The organism is Mesorhizobium denitrificans (assembly GCF_003403035.1).
In the GTDB taxonomy this organism is placed as follows: domain Bacteria; phylum Pseudomonadota; class Alphaproteobacteria; order Rhizobiales; family Rhizobiaceae; genus Mesorhizobium_G; species Mesorhizobium_G denitrificans.
Window position 1 is genome coordinate 149,323 of the sequence record NZ_QURN01000006.1, and the last position, 14,032, is coordinate 163,354.

At 55.4% G+C, this 14,032-nt stretch carries 18 protein-coding genes and 1 other RNA gene; 16 read left to right on the forward strand and 3 right to left on the reverse strand.

What is annotated here, in order from left to right; translation table 11 throughout:
- Window positions 1-3 precede the first annotated feature (3 nt).
- The 3 genes from DY251_RS09285 to DY251_RS09295 all read left to right on the forward strand — a co-directional run bounded on the left by DY251_RS09285 (window position 4) and on the right by DY251_RS09295 (window position 1,473).
- The gene (locus tag DY251_RS09285) at window positions 4-819 is read left to right on the forward strand and encodes an N-formylglutamate amidohydrolase (RefSeq protein WP_116623611.1); all 816 of its coding nucleotides are present in this window, start codon (window positions 4-6) and stop codon (window positions 817-819) included.
- Entirely contained in the window at window positions 812-1,117 is a 306-nt protein-coding gene (locus DY251_RS09290; protein ID WP_116623612.1) for a DUF1244 domain-containing protein, read from the forward strand. The genes DY251_RS09285 and DY251_RS09290 overlap by 8 nt, the downstream gene beginning before the upstream one ends.
- A gap of 95 nt (window positions 1,118-1,212) precedes the next feature.
- Window positions 1,213-1,473, forward strand: a complete 261-nt coding sequence (locus tag DY251_RS09295) for a DUF2312 domain-containing protein (protein ID WP_116623613.1) — start codon at window positions 1,213-1,215, stop codon at window positions 1,471-1,473.
- A 45-nt stretch (window positions 1,474-1,518) separates the two neighbouring features.
- Here the strand turns inward: DY251_RS09295 and msrB are convergent, their stop codons facing one another.
- A complete protein-coding gene (msrB, locus tag DY251_RS09300) occupies window positions 1,519-1,920 on the reverse strand; it encodes a peptide-methionine (R)-S-oxide reductase MsrB (protein WP_116623614.1) in 402 nt (133 codons plus the stop codon).
- Window positions 1,921-2,048: 128 nt separating this feature from the next.
- Between msrB and ssrS the strand changes: the two genes are divergently transcribed.
- From ssrS to DY251_RS09320, 4 genes are all read left to right on the forward strand, one after another.
- A non-coding RNA gene (gene ssrS, locus DY251_RS09305) (6S RNA) lies at window positions 2,049-2,204 on the forward strand.
- Window positions 2,205-2,260: 56 nt separating this feature from the next.
- Window positions 2,261-2,869 (forward strand): 5-formyltetrahydrofolate cyclo-ligase, encoded by a 609-nt coding sequence (locus DY251_RS09310; protein ID WP_116623615.1) that lies wholly within the window; start codon window positions 2,261-2,263, stop codon window positions 2,867-2,869.
- Window positions 2,866-3,690 carry a TIGR00282 family metallophosphoesterase gene (locus tag DY251_RS09315; RefSeq protein WP_116623616.1) on the forward strand — a complete coding sequence of 275 codons (825 nt, stop codon included), beginning with the start codon at window positions 2,866-2,868 and terminating at the stop codon, window positions 3,688-3,690. Before DY251_RS09310 ends, DY251_RS09315 begins: the two co-directional genes overlap by 4 nt.
- 64 nt (window positions 3,691-3,754) lie before the next feature.
- The gene (locus DY251_RS09320; protein ID WP_116623617.1) at window positions 3,755-4,501 is read left to right on the forward strand and encodes a TerC family protein; all 747 of its coding nucleotides are present in this window, start codon (window positions 3,755-3,757) and stop codon (window positions 4,499-4,501) included.
- Window positions 4,502-4,534: 33 nt separating this feature from the next.
- Here the strand turns inward: DY251_RS09320 and DY251_RS09325 are convergent, their stop codons facing one another.
- Entirely contained in the window at window positions 4,535-5,341 is an 807-nt protein-coding gene (locus DY251_RS09325) for an MBL fold metallo-hydrolase (RefSeq protein ID WP_116623824.1), read from the reverse strand.
- Between the two features lie 176 nt (window positions 5,342-5,517).
- Between DY251_RS09325 and DY251_RS09330 the strand changes: the two genes are divergently transcribed.
- The gene (locus DY251_RS09330) at window positions 5,518-6,267 is read left to right on the forward strand and encodes a YebC/PmpR family DNA-binding transcriptional regulator (RefSeq protein ID WP_116623618.1); all 750 of its coding nucleotides are present in this window, start codon (window positions 5,518-5,520) and stop codon (window positions 6,265-6,267) included.
- The gene (locus DY251_RS09335) at window positions 6,264-6,554 is read left to right on the forward strand and encodes an Rdx family protein (protein WP_116623619.1); all 291 of its coding nucleotides are present in this window, start codon (window positions 6,264-6,266) and stop codon (window positions 6,552-6,554) included. The genes DY251_RS09330 and DY251_RS09335 overlap by 4 nt, the downstream gene beginning before the upstream one ends.
- Window positions 6,555-6,558: 4 nt before the next feature.
- Here DY251_RS09335 and DY251_RS09340 read toward each other — a convergent pair whose 3' ends face one another.
- Entirely contained in the window at window positions 6,559-7,032 is a 474-nt protein-coding gene (locus DY251_RS09340) for an anthrone oxygenase family protein (protein WP_116623620.1), read from the reverse strand.
- 296 nt (window positions 7,033-7,328) lie between these two features.
- On the opposite strand from DY251_RS09340, the gene DY251_RS09345 reads away from it, so the two are divergent.
- The 7 genes from DY251_RS09345 to DY251_RS09380 all read left to right on the forward strand — a co-directional run bounded on the left by DY251_RS09345 (window position 7,329) and on the right by DY251_RS09380 (window position 14,028).
- Window positions 7,329-8,474 carry a tyrosine-type recombinase/integrase gene (locus DY251_RS09345; protein ID WP_116623621.1) on the forward strand — a complete coding sequence of 382 codons (1,146 nt, stop codon included), beginning with the start codon at window positions 7,329-7,331 and terminating at the stop codon, window positions 8,472-8,474.
- A 169-nt stretch (window positions 8,475-8,643) separates the two neighbouring features.
- A complete protein-coding gene (locus tag DY251_RS09350; protein ID WP_116623622.1) occupies window positions 8,644-8,835 on the forward strand; it encodes a helix-turn-helix transcriptional regulator in 192 nt (63 codons plus the stop codon).
- Complete coding sequence (locus DY251_RS09355) at window positions 8,832-9,887, forward strand: hypothetical protein (RefSeq protein ID WP_116623623.1); 1,056 nt, start codon at window positions 8,832-8,834, stop codon at window positions 9,885-9,887. The genes DY251_RS09350 and DY251_RS09355 overlap by 4 nt, the downstream gene beginning before the upstream one ends.
- Window positions 9,888-10,498: 611 nt before the next feature.
- Complete coding sequence (locus tag DY251_RS09360; RefSeq protein WP_147307426.1) at window positions 10,499-10,870, forward strand: hypothetical protein; 372 nt, start codon at window positions 10,499-10,501, stop codon at window positions 10,868-10,870.
- A gap of 148 nt (window positions 10,871-11,018) precedes the next feature.
- Window positions 11,019-12,155: an AAA family ATPase gene (locus DY251_RS09365; protein WP_116623625.1), complete on the forward strand. Its 1,137-nt coding sequence runs from the start codon at window positions 11,019-11,021 to the stop codon at window positions 12,153-12,155.
- 752 nt (window positions 12,156-12,907) lie between these two features.
- Entirely contained in the window at window positions 12,908-13,087 is a 180-nt protein-coding gene (locus DY251_RS09370; RefSeq protein ID WP_116623626.1) for a hypothetical protein, read from the forward strand.
- A 656-nt stretch (window positions 13,088-13,743) separates the two neighbouring features.
- Window positions 13,744-14,028 carry a hypothetical protein gene (locus DY251_RS09380; protein WP_147307427.1) on the forward strand — a complete coding sequence of 95 codons (285 nt, stop codon included), beginning with the start codon at window positions 13,744-13,746 and terminating at the stop codon, window positions 14,026-14,028.
- Window positions 14,029-14,032 lie beyond the last annotated feature (4 nt).

Genomic DNA, 14,032 nt, shown 5'->3' on the forward strand with positions numbered 1-14,032 from the left:
GGAATGGCGCGTTCGGAATTTTTTCGACCTTTCGAGGTCATTGAGGGCAATCGCAAAAAGGGCATGGTTCTTATTGCCGACCATGCGGGGCGCGCTTTGCCGGATGAATATGGCAGTCTCAGCCTACCGGCGCGTGAGTTTGACAGGCACATCGCCTATGACATCGGCGTTGAAGGTCTGACGCGCGAACTCGCAACCATGACAGGCGCGCCCGCCGTGATGGCGAATTTTTCGAGACTGCTGATCGATCCAAATCGCGGGGAAGATGACCCTACGATGATCCGACAGCTTTATGACGGAACGGTCATTCAGGCGAACTATCCGATGACGGAAAAGGAACGCAAAAAGCGCCTCAACGATTTTTATCGGCCATATCATGATGCGGTGGGGTCGGTGATCGCGTCGGTTTTTGAAGCGACAGGACAAGCACCTTTTATCGTTTCATTGCATTCATTTACGCCGGAAATGCAGGGCCGCAAGCGCCCTTGGCATGTCGGCATATTGTGGGACATGGATGATCGTGCGCCCAAGCCGATGATGGAGATGCTGGCCGCCGACAAGAACATAGTGGTTGGCGACAATGAGCCATATGATGGCGCGTTGCGCGGCGACACCATGTACCGGCACGCCATCGTCAATGGTTATGCGCATGCGCTGATTGAGGTGCGGCAGGATCTGATTGGAGAGGCGACCGGCGTGCGCGCGTGGGCAGAGCGTCTACACCCAATCATTGAAGAGCTGAACCGCAAGCCCGATATGCATGTTGTGAAGCAGTTCGGCTCGCGGACAGGACCGATCTTGGGAGAAGAAAATGGCTGATCTGACTGACGACCAGAAGCGCGATTTCGAATCAGCGGCATTTCGCAGATTGCTCCAGCATCTCGATTCGCGAGGCGATGTGCAGAACATCGACTTGATGAATCTGGCGGGCTTCTGCCGGAACTGTTTGGCCAACTGGTATCGCGAAGCTGCAGAAGCAGAGGGTGTTGCCTTGAGCAAGGACGATTCGCGCGAGATCGTATATGGCATGCCTTACGCTGAGTGGCAGGAGAAGAACCAACGCCCGGCCAGTGACGAGCAGAAGGCGGCGTTCGAGCGGAACCGTCCGAAGCACTGATTAAAATGGCGGCTTGACCCTGCTGACGCAGTAAGGCATCGAACGCGCCGATCTTTTGGCCGCGACTCATGCGGCGGGCTTTCCGGGAGAATTTCATGGCGGACGATATTACCGACAACGCGCAGACTTTCGCTGCGGGACAGTTGCGCGCGTTGATTGAGCGCATCGAGCGACTCGAAGAAGAAAAGAAAACCATCGCTGACGACATCAAGGACGTTTACGCGGAAGCCAAGGGCAATGGTTTCGATACGAAGGCGATCCGTACCATAGTGCGCCTGCGCAAGATCGATCAGGCTGAGCGGGAAGAAGCTGAGACGATCCTCGATCTGTATAAAGCCGCGCTCGGAATGGTTTGATAAAGGCGCGCCGCGCAAATTCGCGCGGCGCTCTTTTTGTTCGCGTCAGGCCGGCGCGAAATTAAGCGCCACACCATTGATGCAATAGCGCAGGCCAGACGGCGGCGGACCATCAGGGAAAACATGACCAAGATGGCTTCCGCACGTGGCGCAATGCACCTCTGTGCGCACCATGCCATGCGATCTGTCCGTCGTTGTTTCGACCGAGCCGGGGACCGGATCGTTAAAGCTCGGCCAGCCAGTGCCGCTTTCAAATTTCAATGTCGATGCGAATAGCGGCTGGTCGCAACCGGCGCAGGAAAAGGTTCCGGCTCGCTTTTCATAAAGCAGCGCGCAGCTTCCGGGGCGCTCCGTGCCGTGTTCGCGCATGATGTAATACTGTTCTGGCGTGAGGCGCGCGCGCCATTCATGATCGGTGCGTACGACAGGAAAAGTGTGTTCTTCCATATTTGTCTCCGTGACAGGGCGGCGATTGCCTGCCCCATCTCTCTATTCGATCTGCTCAGGCGCATTGTTACTTCAAAAGCAGCGTTTCACCAGTGGCGCAGACGCCATGTCGGCTCTATATAGGGATTGGCGTTCTGGACTTCCCGGCAGGAGTAACATTTCCCCGGGGCCTTATTGATCTCGAAGGGAGCTGTCCCTGATTGGACCCGTGGGTTCTTTCACATGGCGCCCACCTACTTTGTAGGTTCCCGGGATCAACCTCTCCACCGGTTGTCTGGACGCCGCTTTCCATGTCGCAGACCGAACGGTCGTTTTGATCTCAGCTTTTTATCCTTCATCTATGACCACGCCAAAAGAACAGAAACGCGAGTTGCGCAAAGAAGCGCTTGCGCGCCGCGATGCGCTGGAAACGGCCTGGCGGGTGGATGCCTCTCTTGCGATGGCGGAAACGCTGCTTGCAAACATTGAGTTTGAGCCGGGCAGTGTGGTGTCAGGATTCTGGCCGATGCGTTCGGAGGTCGATGTCAGGCCGATGATGTTTGAACTGGCCGCAAAGGGCGCGCGGCTTTGCCTGCCGGCGCTATTGGATAAGACCACCATGATTTTTCGCGAGCTTGTGCGCGGAGAGCCGTTGGTCGATATGGGCTTCGGAACATTCGGGCCGGGTGAGAATGCGGAAGTGCTCAATCCCGCGCTGATGCTGGTGCCGCTTGCTGCGTTTGACGGTCGTGGCCATCGCATCGGTTATGGCGCTGGCTATTATGATCGCGCCATCGAGCGGCTTCGCGTGAAGGGTATGAAACCGCGACTGATCGGGATTGCTTTCGACTGCCAGAAGGTCGATCGCGTGCCGGACGAGCCACATGATGTGGTTATTTCGGAATTGCTAACGGAAAGCGGCCTGCACCGCTTCCATCATGCAGAGAACCGCACTAGAAGCGGCGCATGAGGCTTCTTTTTCTTGGTGATATGGTTGGCCGCACTGGCCGAGTTGCGGTTTGGGAAAAACTTCCCGGCCTGATTTCGGACTTCAAGTTGGATTTCGTTGTGGTCAATGGCGAGAACGCTGCGGGCGGTTTCGGCATAACGGAAGACATTTTCCAGAGCACGCTGGCGGCAGGTGCAGATGTCGTGACCACGGGCAACCATGTGTGGGACCAGCGCGAGGCGCTTTCCTTCGCTGGCCGTCAGGATCGGTTTTTGCGACCTGCCAATTTTCCCGCCGGTACGCCCGGCAAAGGGTCTGGCGTCTATATTGCGCGCAATGGCGCGCGCGTTCTCGTGTCGAACATTATGGGCCGCGTGTTCATGCATCCCGAACTGGACGATCCATTTCAGGCGGCAGAGCGCGAACTGGAGGCGTGTCCGCTCGGCGAGCAGGCCGACGCCGTGCTGATCGATTTTCACGCCGAGGCAACCAGCGAAAAAATGTGCTTCGGGCATTTTGTCGATGGTCGCGTGAGCCTCGTCGTAGGTACGCATACGCATCAGCCAACAGCAGATCACCAAATCTTGAACGGTGGCACGGGCTATATTACCGACGCCGGAATGTGCGGCGATTACGACTCCTCGCTTGGCATGGAAAAGGAGGAACCGCTTAACAGGTTCCTTTCAAAAGTGCCGAAAGGCCGGTTTGAAGCGGCTTCTGGCCCGGCAACGCTTTGCGGCGTGGGCATCGACATATCCGACAGGACAGGACTTGCGGAACGCATTGCGCCGTTGCGCATGGGTCCGCGTCTGGAAGAAACAGTGCCTTCATTCTGGGCATGACATTGACGGCGGGTTGGGTCGTTCCTAACTCTGCCGGAATTCAATTTTTAAAGAATGGGGACACATGGAGTTCTTACTGCCGTTTTTCGCCTGGACGTCTGATCCGACGGCCTGGGTTGCCTTGGTTACGCTCGTCGTGCTCGAAGTCGTCCTTGGCATCGACAATCTGATCTTCATCTCAATTCTCACAAACAAGCTTCCTGAAGCGCAAAGAGTGCCCGCGCGGCGACTTGGTATCGGTGCGGCGCTGATCATGCGTCTCATTCTGCTGGCAACTATTTCGTTCATCGTGCAATTGACCACGCCGGTGTTCAGCGCATTCGGACACGGCTTTTCGTGGCGTGACCTGATCCTGATTGCGGGCGGTCTGTTCCTCGTCTGGAAAGCGACGAAGGAAATCCATCATACTGTCGACCCGACCGACCATAAGGATTCGATGATTGGGCAGACGCTGCAACTCAGCCTCGGCGCGGCAATATTCCAGATATTGCTGCTCGATCTGGTGTTCTCGATCGACTCGATCATTACCGCTGTCGGCATGACCGATCACATTGCAATTATGTATATCGCGGTGATCGTCGCGGTTTCGGTGATGTTGGCGGCAGCGACGCCGCTGGCGAACTTCATCGAAAAGAACCCGACAATCGTCATGCTGGCGCTGGGCTTCCTGCTGATGATCGGCATGACACTGATCGCCGATGGCATGGGCTACCATGTGCCCAAGGGCTACATCTACGCGGCGATGGGCTTCTCCGCTCTCGTCGAGGGGCTCAACATGCTGGCGCGCAAGCGGAAACGCTCCGCCGATTGATTTGATGAGGGCCGGCTTCGACCGGCCCTCTTTCTATACGCCGGAAAGAATCACGATTGTCGGGCGGTCCGGCAGGGTCTTGAGCGACACCGACAGCGTATCTGTACTGCGAAAATCGACCGCGAAACCGTCGCCCATCAGTCTGGTAAACACCGACAGCGGCGTCGCGTGGCGGTGCATTGGCAGGATCATCGAAGAATAGAGCCGGGTGGTGATGTCGCTCATGGCCTGCACCGAAAGGGTCATGCCGCCATCGATTGGCACCATCACAATATCCAGCCGTCCTATAGCTCCGTAATGTGCATTATCAAGCCGGTGGTGCAGATGGCCGAGATGGCCGATGCAGAGCCCGGCAACCTCGAAAATGAAGATCGAATTGCCGTCTTTTTCCATGGCTGCACCGTGGCGAATGTCGGTCGGCACATTGCGAATTGTCACATCGTCAACCGTTAGTGCGTGGTGCGCCGGACCGCCCGCAGGGTTCCATCCGCGAAGCACGTATTCGATGCCTTGGGGCGGGTGGTCGGTGTAATGCGTGCGGTGGGCCTTGTTCATGGTCACGACGCGCGGGTTGAATTCGCTGCCATAGACGCCGCTGAAATCCGTCGCGATGCGCACGCCTGCGGGGGTTTCGATCAGATAGGTCGAATGTCCCGCATAAGTAATGGTGACGGCTTCATTCGCCGTAGCAACAGGCTGCCAGCCCGGCGTGAAGTTTGCATAGGTGATGCCGGGGACCGATTGCGCAATCGCCATGCATTTTGAAACGACGCGGTTTTCCTGCGCGATGGCAGGGCTGCCGACCAGTAGAAGACAGGCAAACAACAGCGGACGGATCATATGCGACTCCGTTTTGCGCCACCCTGCGCAGACTATTGCGATGTTGCGCGCCGAGGCGAAGTCAAATCTGCGCGAGCGATTTGGCTGGAAGTACGCACGCACCTGCTGGACGTTCGTCGGCAATTTATCTATAAGCCCGCGAAATCCGAATAGATTTGGCATCGACAGAGGGCGCCATGGCCGGCCATTCCCAGTTTAAAAACATTATGCACCGCAAGGGCCGTCAGGACGCGGTCCGCTCGAAGATATTCTCCAAGCTGGCGCGCGAAATCACCGTCGCTGCGAAGCAGGGCCTGCCTGACCCGGCCATGAACCCGCGCCTGCGTCTGGCGATCCAGAACGCCAAGGCCGAGTCCATGCCGAAAGACAATATTGCCCGCGCGATCAACAAGGCGTCCGGTGGCGATTCGGAAAATTACGAAGAAGTGCGCTATGAGGGCTACGGCCCCGGTGGCGTTGCGGTTATTGTTGAGGCGCTGACCGACAATCGCAACCGCTCTGCATCGAATGTGCGCGCAGCCTTCACGAAGGCAGGCGGTGCGCTTGGCGAAACCGGTTCAGTTTCGTTCATGTGGGACCGTGCGGGAGAAATATATTATTCTGCCAAGGCTGGTGATGCCGACAAGGTTATGGAAGCGGCAATCGAGGCGGGCGCAGATGATGTGGAGACCGATGAGGAAGGTCACACCATTCTTTGCGGCTTTGAGGATGTAAACGAAGTTTCCAAGGCGCTGGAAGCCTCGCTTGGCGAAGCCGAAAGCGTGAAAGTCATCTGGAAGCCGCAGAACAATGTGCCTGTGGACGAAGAGCGCGCACAATCGCTGATGAAGCTGGTCGCCACGCTTGAAGACGATGACGACGTGCAGAACGTCTATGCCAATTTCGAGGTCGACGACGCAACGCTGGCGAAGCTGAGCGCTGCGTGAGCGAACGCAAGCCGGTAATCCGCATTACCTACTGCACGCAGTGCCAATGGCTGCTGCGTGCGGGATGGATGGCGCAGGAACTGCTGTCCACTTTCAGCCTCGAACTGGGCGAGGTGGTGCTGGTACCGGGGACAGGCGGGATTTTCACCGTCACCTGCGATGACCACCTTATTTGGGAACGCAAGCGCGATGGCGGCTTTCCAGACGCCGCCAAACTCAAGCAGCTTGTGCGTGATGTGATCGATCCTGAGCGTGACCTCGGCCACTCAGATCGCAAAAAGTCCTGACCGGCTACATCAATGCTACGATAAATGCCGCGAGCGCGCCGGTGCAGGCAACAAAGCGGACGGTGTTCCAGAATACCCAACGATCCAGATAGACGCTCCACAGCTTTGCGGCCTCGGCACTATCAGGCGCAGCAGCGGCGAGAGCGTCATTCATTGGAACGTTGATCGCGATTGTAACTGCGATATTGCCGAGCAGAAAAAGCGCGGCTCCGATGAGAACCCAAGCTGGTTTCGGGACGTTGGTGAAGAAAACCAGCGCGGCAAGCGCCAATGCGATCAATGCCGTTCCCATGAACACCGCGAAAAAAGCCGGGTTCTGGATGACCACATTAATGTGGTTCATTCCGGCGATGCCTTGAGGAACGGGAAGCCGGGAAAGGCCGCTCATCACAGAATTGGAGAATGCGAAATAGAGGCCGGCCATAAGGCCGCTGCCTAACGCCGCGATAAAAGTGAGTATCAGAACGAGCTGTGCCATTTGCTGTCTCCTTGCGGGGACTTAAGCACGGCATTGATGCGTCACAAACGCAAAAGGGGCCCGAAGGCCCCAGACTGCTGACATTTGCGACGGCTTAGATGCCGAGATTCGCGAACTTGTTCTTGAACTTGGCCTGTTCAAAAATACCCGTTAGTTCTCAATCGGTTACATCGCCAAAGATTGAAGTAAATTCAATTACTTATGCAATCTGCATTGTCGCGTTTGTTCGGGATTGTTTTGCATGATTTGGTTTGATACCCTGCACAATTGATGGGTAAAGTGCAGGGTTTGCGGAGATGAAGAGAGAATACCTAAACGACCGTCAGTTGAAACTGCGGACTGAACCGGGGCGCTACGCGGCGGCGCCAAATCTTTATCTAGTAGTGTCCAAGGGCAAAACCCGGACATGGGCGTTCATCTATACCTCGCCCGTAACCGGCAAGCGTCGAGAACTCGGATTAGGCTCGGCTGGTTTGGTGACGCTAGCAGAGGCCCGGGCAAAAGCTGACGAATTGCGCGGAGAGGTCAAAAAGAAACCCAAGAAGGGGGAAAAGAAATTCGATCCGCTCGAAGAGAAAAAGGAAGCGAAGCAGGAGGTGGAGGCAAGCACCCTCACGTTTGGCGCATACTTAGAAACTTGGATTTCTAAACAGCAGGAAGAATGGCGCGATAGCACGCTGCGAAACATTCGCGTTGCTCTTAGAAACGTTCCTCAATCCTTCAATGATTTGAAAGTTGCATCAATCACTGATGCGGATGTCGTTGATGCTATCACCCCGATCTGGAAAAAGGCGGCCGGTCCAGTTGTTCAAAATATAATGGAACGCGTTCTCGATTTTGCGATATTTCACAAGAAGCGAACTGGGGCGAATCCAGCAAGGTGGCGTAACCATTTAGATCAGAATTTCAAACGACCGAAGAAGCATGAGCACCACAACGCGATGCCGTACAAGGGCATTCCCGCGTGGTTTGCGACCATCGACTTCGATCCTCTAAAACTACTCGTGTTGACCGCCACACGATCCAACGAAGTGCGGTTGGCGCAATGGTCTGAGTTCGATCTTGAGGCGAAGGTTTGGACGATCCCCGGCGAGCGGATGAAGAACGGCAATGAGTTCAGCGTGCCTCTTACTGATGCCGCAGTTGCGGTTGTTGAGCGGCAAACGCGAACCCGCTCACCATTCGTATTCAAGCGCGGCGGAATTGTCGCTTCGACACTCGTCCGCAAAATCGGCGTTCCCGGCATCACGGCGCACGGGTTCCGATCTTCGTTCAGCGACTGGGCATTTGCCGAAACCGATCACTCGCAAGAGATCATCGAGATGAGTCTGGCGCATACTGTAGGCAATGCTACGACACGCGCTTACCGTCGCGGCAACGCTATCGAGAAAAGGCGAGCGCTCATGCAGGACTGGTCAGACTTTGTGACGTCAAAGGTATGACGAAGAAACTCCACGGCTTGAGCGCGTAAAACGCAATCGGCACCCCGAATTGTTTTTGACAATTCCGACCGAACACGAATAATCGCGGAAAGGAACCCACAACACAGAAGTACCCACACGCCACAAACGGGAGGATGCGTGTGTCGCTTCGCATGATTGTGGGTTACCCATGACCGAACGATTGTTGACTGAAAAAGAAGTGACCAAGATCATCGGCCTATCAAGGGTCGTGATTTGGGAAATGAGGAAGCGCGGAGATTTCCCGCAACCCCTCAAACTGACGCCGGGGCAAACCGGCGCAATCCGCTGGCGTCTTTCCGAGATCGAGAACTGGATTGAAACACGGGAGCGCGCAGCATGAGCGCTGTTCCGCCAGAGTTCCAACCTCGTCCCGATCTAACCGATCTGCAAGAGGCGCTCGCATACTCAACGCTTCTCTACTCCGTGGTGGGGCCACAGGCAGAAGCATCCGGTCTGAATGATCCCGGCTGCTTCTATCTGTTCGGACTGCATCCGGTGACGGGGCAGACGAAGCACGAATGGTTCCATGCTCGGATGGGTCCGCTCGGCGCGAGACTGTTGGCGGAAACCGCTATCGCTTGGGCCGCACAGGGGTTCGACGTTTGGATGCTATCCGCGACCGTGCCCCGCAAATCGATGGGAAAGGCGCATGACCTGATTTGGGTTTTTGGACTGGTGATCGACTTCGACGGATACGGGCGCGCACCGTTCCCTGAAAGCTTTGCCATTCAAACTTCGCTTCGTAACGGAGAGTTGCACGCCCACCTCCACTACATCACCGGCATGTTGCCAGGACCAGCCCACGCAATCGGCGATGAGTTGCGGGCCGTTGCGAAGGCGGACAGCAAGACTGGATCGCCTTCGCAGAAATGGCGATTTCCCGGGACCGTGAATTACAAGAACCCGCCTCAGCGCGTCGTCGTACGGGAACACTACTTGCCCGATTGGAACATTCAAATTCGCGCTTATTCGCAAAAGGCGCTTGAGGACTTGCTGCCACAGGCGTCACAGGATGGCATCTCACGCAGATCAACGAACATTGATCGCCGGAAGCCTCTGCCGGAGGAAGGCAGGACGTTTGACGAGATCGTTGCCAAAATGCCCCCTATTGTCTGGCGTTACACGGGCGACTGTTTGCCACAATTCAACAAACGGATGAATAGTGAGGGGACAGGGCCGAGCCGTCACTATCATCTTAACTGCGCTGCACAGTTCGCGTTTGATGTTGGCATCACACCGAACGAGTTCACGCGTTTTCTGATCGCAGACGCGCCTACTGGATACGCCGCCAAGTTCCTCGACCGTGGCGGACCTTGGGAATTGTTTCTTGACGTGGAACGCAACTACCACAAGTGGCTTTCCAACCAGTCGAAGAAGCAGAATGCAGCATGAAAACCACAATCGTTTGCGGGATGCGGGGCGTTCAACTTCGCACTCAAGTTCGCTCCATCTCGGGATTCCAAAGGGGTAGGGCGAGTTCTCTTCCTCACCCCCTCACGCGACCCAACGCACGCCCAGTTCCAACGTCATTTTCGCTGCAACGCTCGATCATACGGGCGCGACGGCGAATGGCATTGTTGGGCGAGTATTGGCGGGAACAGCAGGGACACAACGCACTCCATTTCGTGCGGCGTATCGGGGCGATTGTCACTCATATGGAGCCGGAGGCTGGTTCATTGGTTCCAATATCAGTCCCGGGTGAAATCTAAAGCGCATGAGGATGACGTTTTTCGATTGTATATCTCGATATATCTATGAGAACATTCGAGTAACGTTCAACAAGAGTAAGATTAGATGCCAGCATCAGCAAAACAAATGAAAGGTCTCCGTTTCGGAAAACTCACCGTTACTGAGCGAGCATTTGCTAACGGTCGAGGAGTTGTCCATTGGCACTGCCAATGTGACTGCGGAAAATCCTCAACTGTAGATGGAAATGCTTTACGCCGTGGGGTCACTCGATCATGCGGATGCTTGCGACACAGATCGAAGAAGGGGGCCGCAGCATGAGCAGGGACAATTCCATGGTCGACATAGTCGACAATGAGGATGGAGTCGACTGGTCGCAGCAGGATTGGTCGAAGTATGAATTTATCGTTCTGACCATTGGCGACAAGGGCCATCTCACCCGTGCTGATAGACGGTTGTCAGCGAGGGTGTGGAAGCGAATACCTCACAGCAAAACGGTCCTCTTGACGATCAGCGGGTATGACGATGACCCACGCGAGCTTTGGCAAATTCCAGAGGTATGCGCCTACGTCCACGCATGGGCGATGCTTGTGGAAGTAACGCCCGACGATTCCCGTTTGCATCGGGATTCACTTCAATTGCTCGCTCATTGCGTCAGCGCCCATGAACGCCGATCCAAGCTGCACTAGCAAAAGAAACGACCCGCAAAGAGCAGTGAACTCTTGCGGGCCAATAATTACGAGGGTGCTCTGAAATGCATCACAACGATAGGCCGACCGCCACATTGTGTCACCAGTCCATTTCAGCAGCCTCTAATCTTAAAAGAGGTGCTTAGAGATGGTTGTTTTGCAATTCGACGCCACCACGGTGCGGCCAATCCTTCCGGAAGAAGATTGTGAGTTCACAACCCTGCCCGCCAACGAGAACAAGGCAAGCGGCAATTCCGAACAATCAGTCATCCTATCGAGCGCCGAGTTCGTTAGGGGCTTCACGCCGCCCGACTATCTCATTGATGGGATAATCCAGTCGGGGTTCCTCTATAGCCTGACCGGACAGACGGGCAGCGGCAAGACCAATGTCGCGCTGCTATTTTCCGCCCACACGGCCCTCGGTCTGGTCTTGGCAGGTCGTGAAGTAGCGAAGGGTCGCGTTCTGTATTTTGCCGGCGAGAATCCCGATGATGTGAGAATGAGATGGATCGGTCTTTGCCACGAGTTGCGTTGCAGGCCAGAGCGTATGGACGTTTATTTCAAGCCGGGGGTGTTTTCCATTCAGGCGCTGTACCACGAAGTCGCGCGCGAGGTTGGAATCTTGGGCGGCGTGTCGCTCATCATAGTTGACACCTCGGCGGCGTACTTTCCCGGCGATGATGAGAACGGCAATAAACAAATGGGCGACTATGCGCGGCTTTTGCGAACGCTAACACAGATGCCAGGCAACCCCGCGGTCATCGCCGCCAGTCATCCCATCAAGGGTGCGCAATCAGAAAACTTGGTGCCGCGCGGCGGAAGTGGATTCTTGAACGAAGTGGATGGCAACCTGTCCTTAGCGAAACAGGGCGACCGTGTCAGCGAACTGCATACGCAGGGCAAATTTCGAGGCCCTGATTTTGATCCAATAACGTTCACCATGCCGACGATCTTTCCGCCTCAGTTGCGCGACAGTCGCGGACGTCCGATCCCGACAGTAATGGCGAAGATCGAGAGCGATGCGAATGTCGAAAGCCAGAAGGACAAGGCTGCAACAGACTCGTTCGACATGCTGGTGGCAATCACCGCCAATGGCAAAGCGAGCCTAGTCGATCTTGCGAAGCAACTCCGCTGGTTCAAACGCGACGGCCAAACGCCCGACAAGATCAAGGCCCAGCGAACCGTTGAAAAGCTGAAAAAGGACAAACTCGTCACCTACGATCTTGATCGTTGGACAGTAACTACCAAGGGCAAAAACGCCGCAAATTCCCGCGTGAAACCGTGATACGGTTCGCAAAAATCGTATCATGCCCAAATCACCCAAAATTCAGGTAATTCGTCGCGCCACAACTGCGATCTCCCCCGTATCGTATCATGATACGATTTGACCTGATACGATGATACGGGCAGGGCAAAAAAAATTGTAAAAACAATTCGTTAAGCCCGTATCAGATACCGTATCGTATCATTTTCAAACCATTTAATTGGGGTGTGGGGGGGCATTTATGCCCCCACCCCAATGGTCGCACTGATCTACCGTATCGTATCACCCCAATCCCTAGGGTCGCCCTGATACGATACGGCAGATAGCAGATCGTAGATTCAGAGATTCAAATTCCCCTGTGTTCGAGCGCTAGAAGGTGCCCACCAGACAGAGTTTACACAGTTTACGGTGTTTACAGGGATTACGCACATTACACAGTTTCGATAAGGGCGTTAGCAGGGTTTGAGATCGAGCATCAAAAACCACATGTGTGTGAATGATGTTGGATGAGCGTTATCGCGCGCAAAAGGTTCGCCGCGATAATTGACGAGTGCGAGATTGGCGACTCCTCACGCGCATATGCGCGGACGCGGACGACCGTACTGGGATGCAAACTAACACATCGCCAGTTCTGACATCCCGCATCGCACGTGGCGATGTGTCACCCGATACGCCCTACCACACCCATGTGGTTTTTAATCTCGTGCCGGAGTGCCATCCGATCAGCGAGATGAGATTCTTCCTTTCGTCAATCGAACGAAAGGAACCCTGATATGCGAACCGAACCCACTCTTTACGTCATCTTCGCTGATGGCGACCCCGATCAAATCTGTGAGACAGCGACTATTGCCAAGCGTGAAGCCGCCGATCTTCGCAAGATGGGTTTTGAGACAAAAACGAAAACAGTTGCCGGATGGGAAGCTGCCGAACGGCTCATGGATGGGGGTCGCTGACATGACGACCGAGAAGAAATCCAAAACCGCTCCTGCAAAGAAGGAATCCCCGTTCGCACAAGCGCGCAAAATTTATTGGGCGAACCCATCCCAAGATCGCGCAACCTTTCTCGCTGCCTGTGCTGCGATCCAGATGAACACGGCGACCGCCAAAACGCGCTTCTATTGCCTGACCACAGGTCGAGACGCATCTTGCAAGGACGAGGCACTTCGCGCCGCCTGATCCAAATCAATGTTCAATGCCGCAACCCGCGTCGAGAGGCGCGGGTTTCGTTTTGTCAACTTTCCATCAAAGTTGGCCACGGCGCGAAATCCATTGGTGGATCACGATGCTTTGCCGCCTTATCCCAAGACTTTGCCAACATGCGCCTCAAAAAATCTCGCCGTACAGGCGATTTCTAGGCGCGACCCTCCCGACCTACGTCGAAACGCCTGTTCCGCCCCCACGGCTCAAGTATTCGGGGAACGCATAGGGTTTGATCGCCAACGCTCGCCCGATCCCGTAACACGCTGCACCTGCCAAATGCGACAACGTGCATTTTAGACAACAATAATGTCACTTTTCGGCTTGCCCTCATATTCATCAGCGTGGACCCTCCAATCACACGCCCGAGCATCGTGTACCCGACAACAAGGAACGATGCTCGATGCACCTGATGAAGATTGAAGCGAAGCGAATGAGGCGCTCGAAAGGGGCGACTTACATGGACGTGTTTATGCGCACTGCCGATGAAGCCGGGCACCTGTTTGTTGACCGGATCACAGTCTCTCATCCGAAGCGCAAGCGGGATGTGGCTATCGGCATTTGCAAGCGCGACAGCCTCGAACAACTCGCATCCCCTGACCAAACCATTCTGGTCGGGTTCTACGAAAGTCGGATCAGTGCTTACGGCACGGTCGATGGCAGGCGGACCCACATCTTGAATCCACACTTCATTTGAAGGA

Bases quoted from the DNA above. Each gene is read 5' to 3' on its own strand.
- DY251_RS09285 (WP_116623611.1), top strand. From the start codon at position 4: ATGGCGCGTTCGGAATTTTTTCGACCTTTCGAGGTCATTGAGGGCAAT.
- DY251_RS09290 (WP_116623612.1), top strand. From the start codon at position 812: ATGGCTGATCTGACTGACGACCAGAAGCGCGATTTCGAATCAGCGGCA.
- DY251_RS09295 (WP_116623613.1), top strand. From the start codon at position 1,213: ATGGCGGACGATATTACCGACAACGCGCAGACTTTCGCTGCGGGACAG.
- msrB (WP_116623614.1), bottom strand. From the start codon at position 1,920: ATGGAAGAACACACTTTTCCTGTCGTACGCACCGATCATGAATGGCGC.
- DY251_RS09310 (WP_116623615.1), top strand. From the start codon at position 2,261: ATGACCACGCCAAAAGAACAGAAACGCGAGTTGCGCAAAGAAGCGCTT.
- DY251_RS09315 (WP_116623616.1), top strand. From the start codon at position 2,866: ATGAGGCTTCTTTTTCTTGGTGATATGGTTGGCCGCACTGGCCGAGTT.
- DY251_RS09320 (WP_116623617.1), top strand. From the start codon at position 3,755: ATGGAGTTCTTACTGCCGTTTTTCGCCTGGACGTCTGATCCGACGGCC.
- DY251_RS09325 (WP_116623824.1), bottom strand. From the start codon at position 5,341: ATGATCCGTCCGCTGTTGTTTGCCTGTCTTCTACTGGTCGGCAGCCCT.
- DY251_RS09330 (WP_116623618.1), top strand. From the start codon at position 5,518: ATGGCCGGCCATTCCCAGTTTAAAAACATTATGCACCGCAAGGGCCGT.
- DY251_RS09340 (WP_116623620.1), bottom strand. From the start codon at position 7,032: ATGGCACAGCTCGTTCTGATACTCACTTTTATCGCGGCGTTAGGCAGC.
- DY251_RS09345 (WP_116623621.1), top strand. From the start codon at position 7,329: ATGAAGAGAGAATACCTAAACGACCGTCAGTTGAAACTGCGGACTGAA.
- DY251_RS09350 (WP_116623622.1), top strand. From the start codon at position 8,644: ATGACCGAACGATTGTTGACTGAAAAAGAAGTGACCAAGATCATCGGC.
- DY251_RS09355 (WP_116623623.1), top strand. From the start codon at position 8,832: ATGAGCGCTGTTCCGCCAGAGTTCCAACCTCGTCCCGATCTAACCGAT.
- DY251_RS09360 (WP_147307426.1), top strand. From the start codon at position 10,499: ATGAGCAGGGACAATTCCATGGTCGACATAGTCGACAATGAGGATGGA.
- DY251_RS09365 (WP_116623625.1), top strand. From the start codon at position 11,019: ATGGTTGTTTTGCAATTCGACGCCACCACGGTGCGGCCAATCCTTCCG.
- DY251_RS09370 (WP_116623626.1), top strand. From the start codon at position 12,908: ATGCGAACCGAACCCACTCTTTACGTCATCTTCGCTGATGGCGACCCC.
- DY251_RS09380 (WP_147307427.1), top strand. From the start codon at position 13,744: ATGAAGATTGAAGCGAAGCGAATGAGGCGCTCGAAAGGGGCGACTTAC.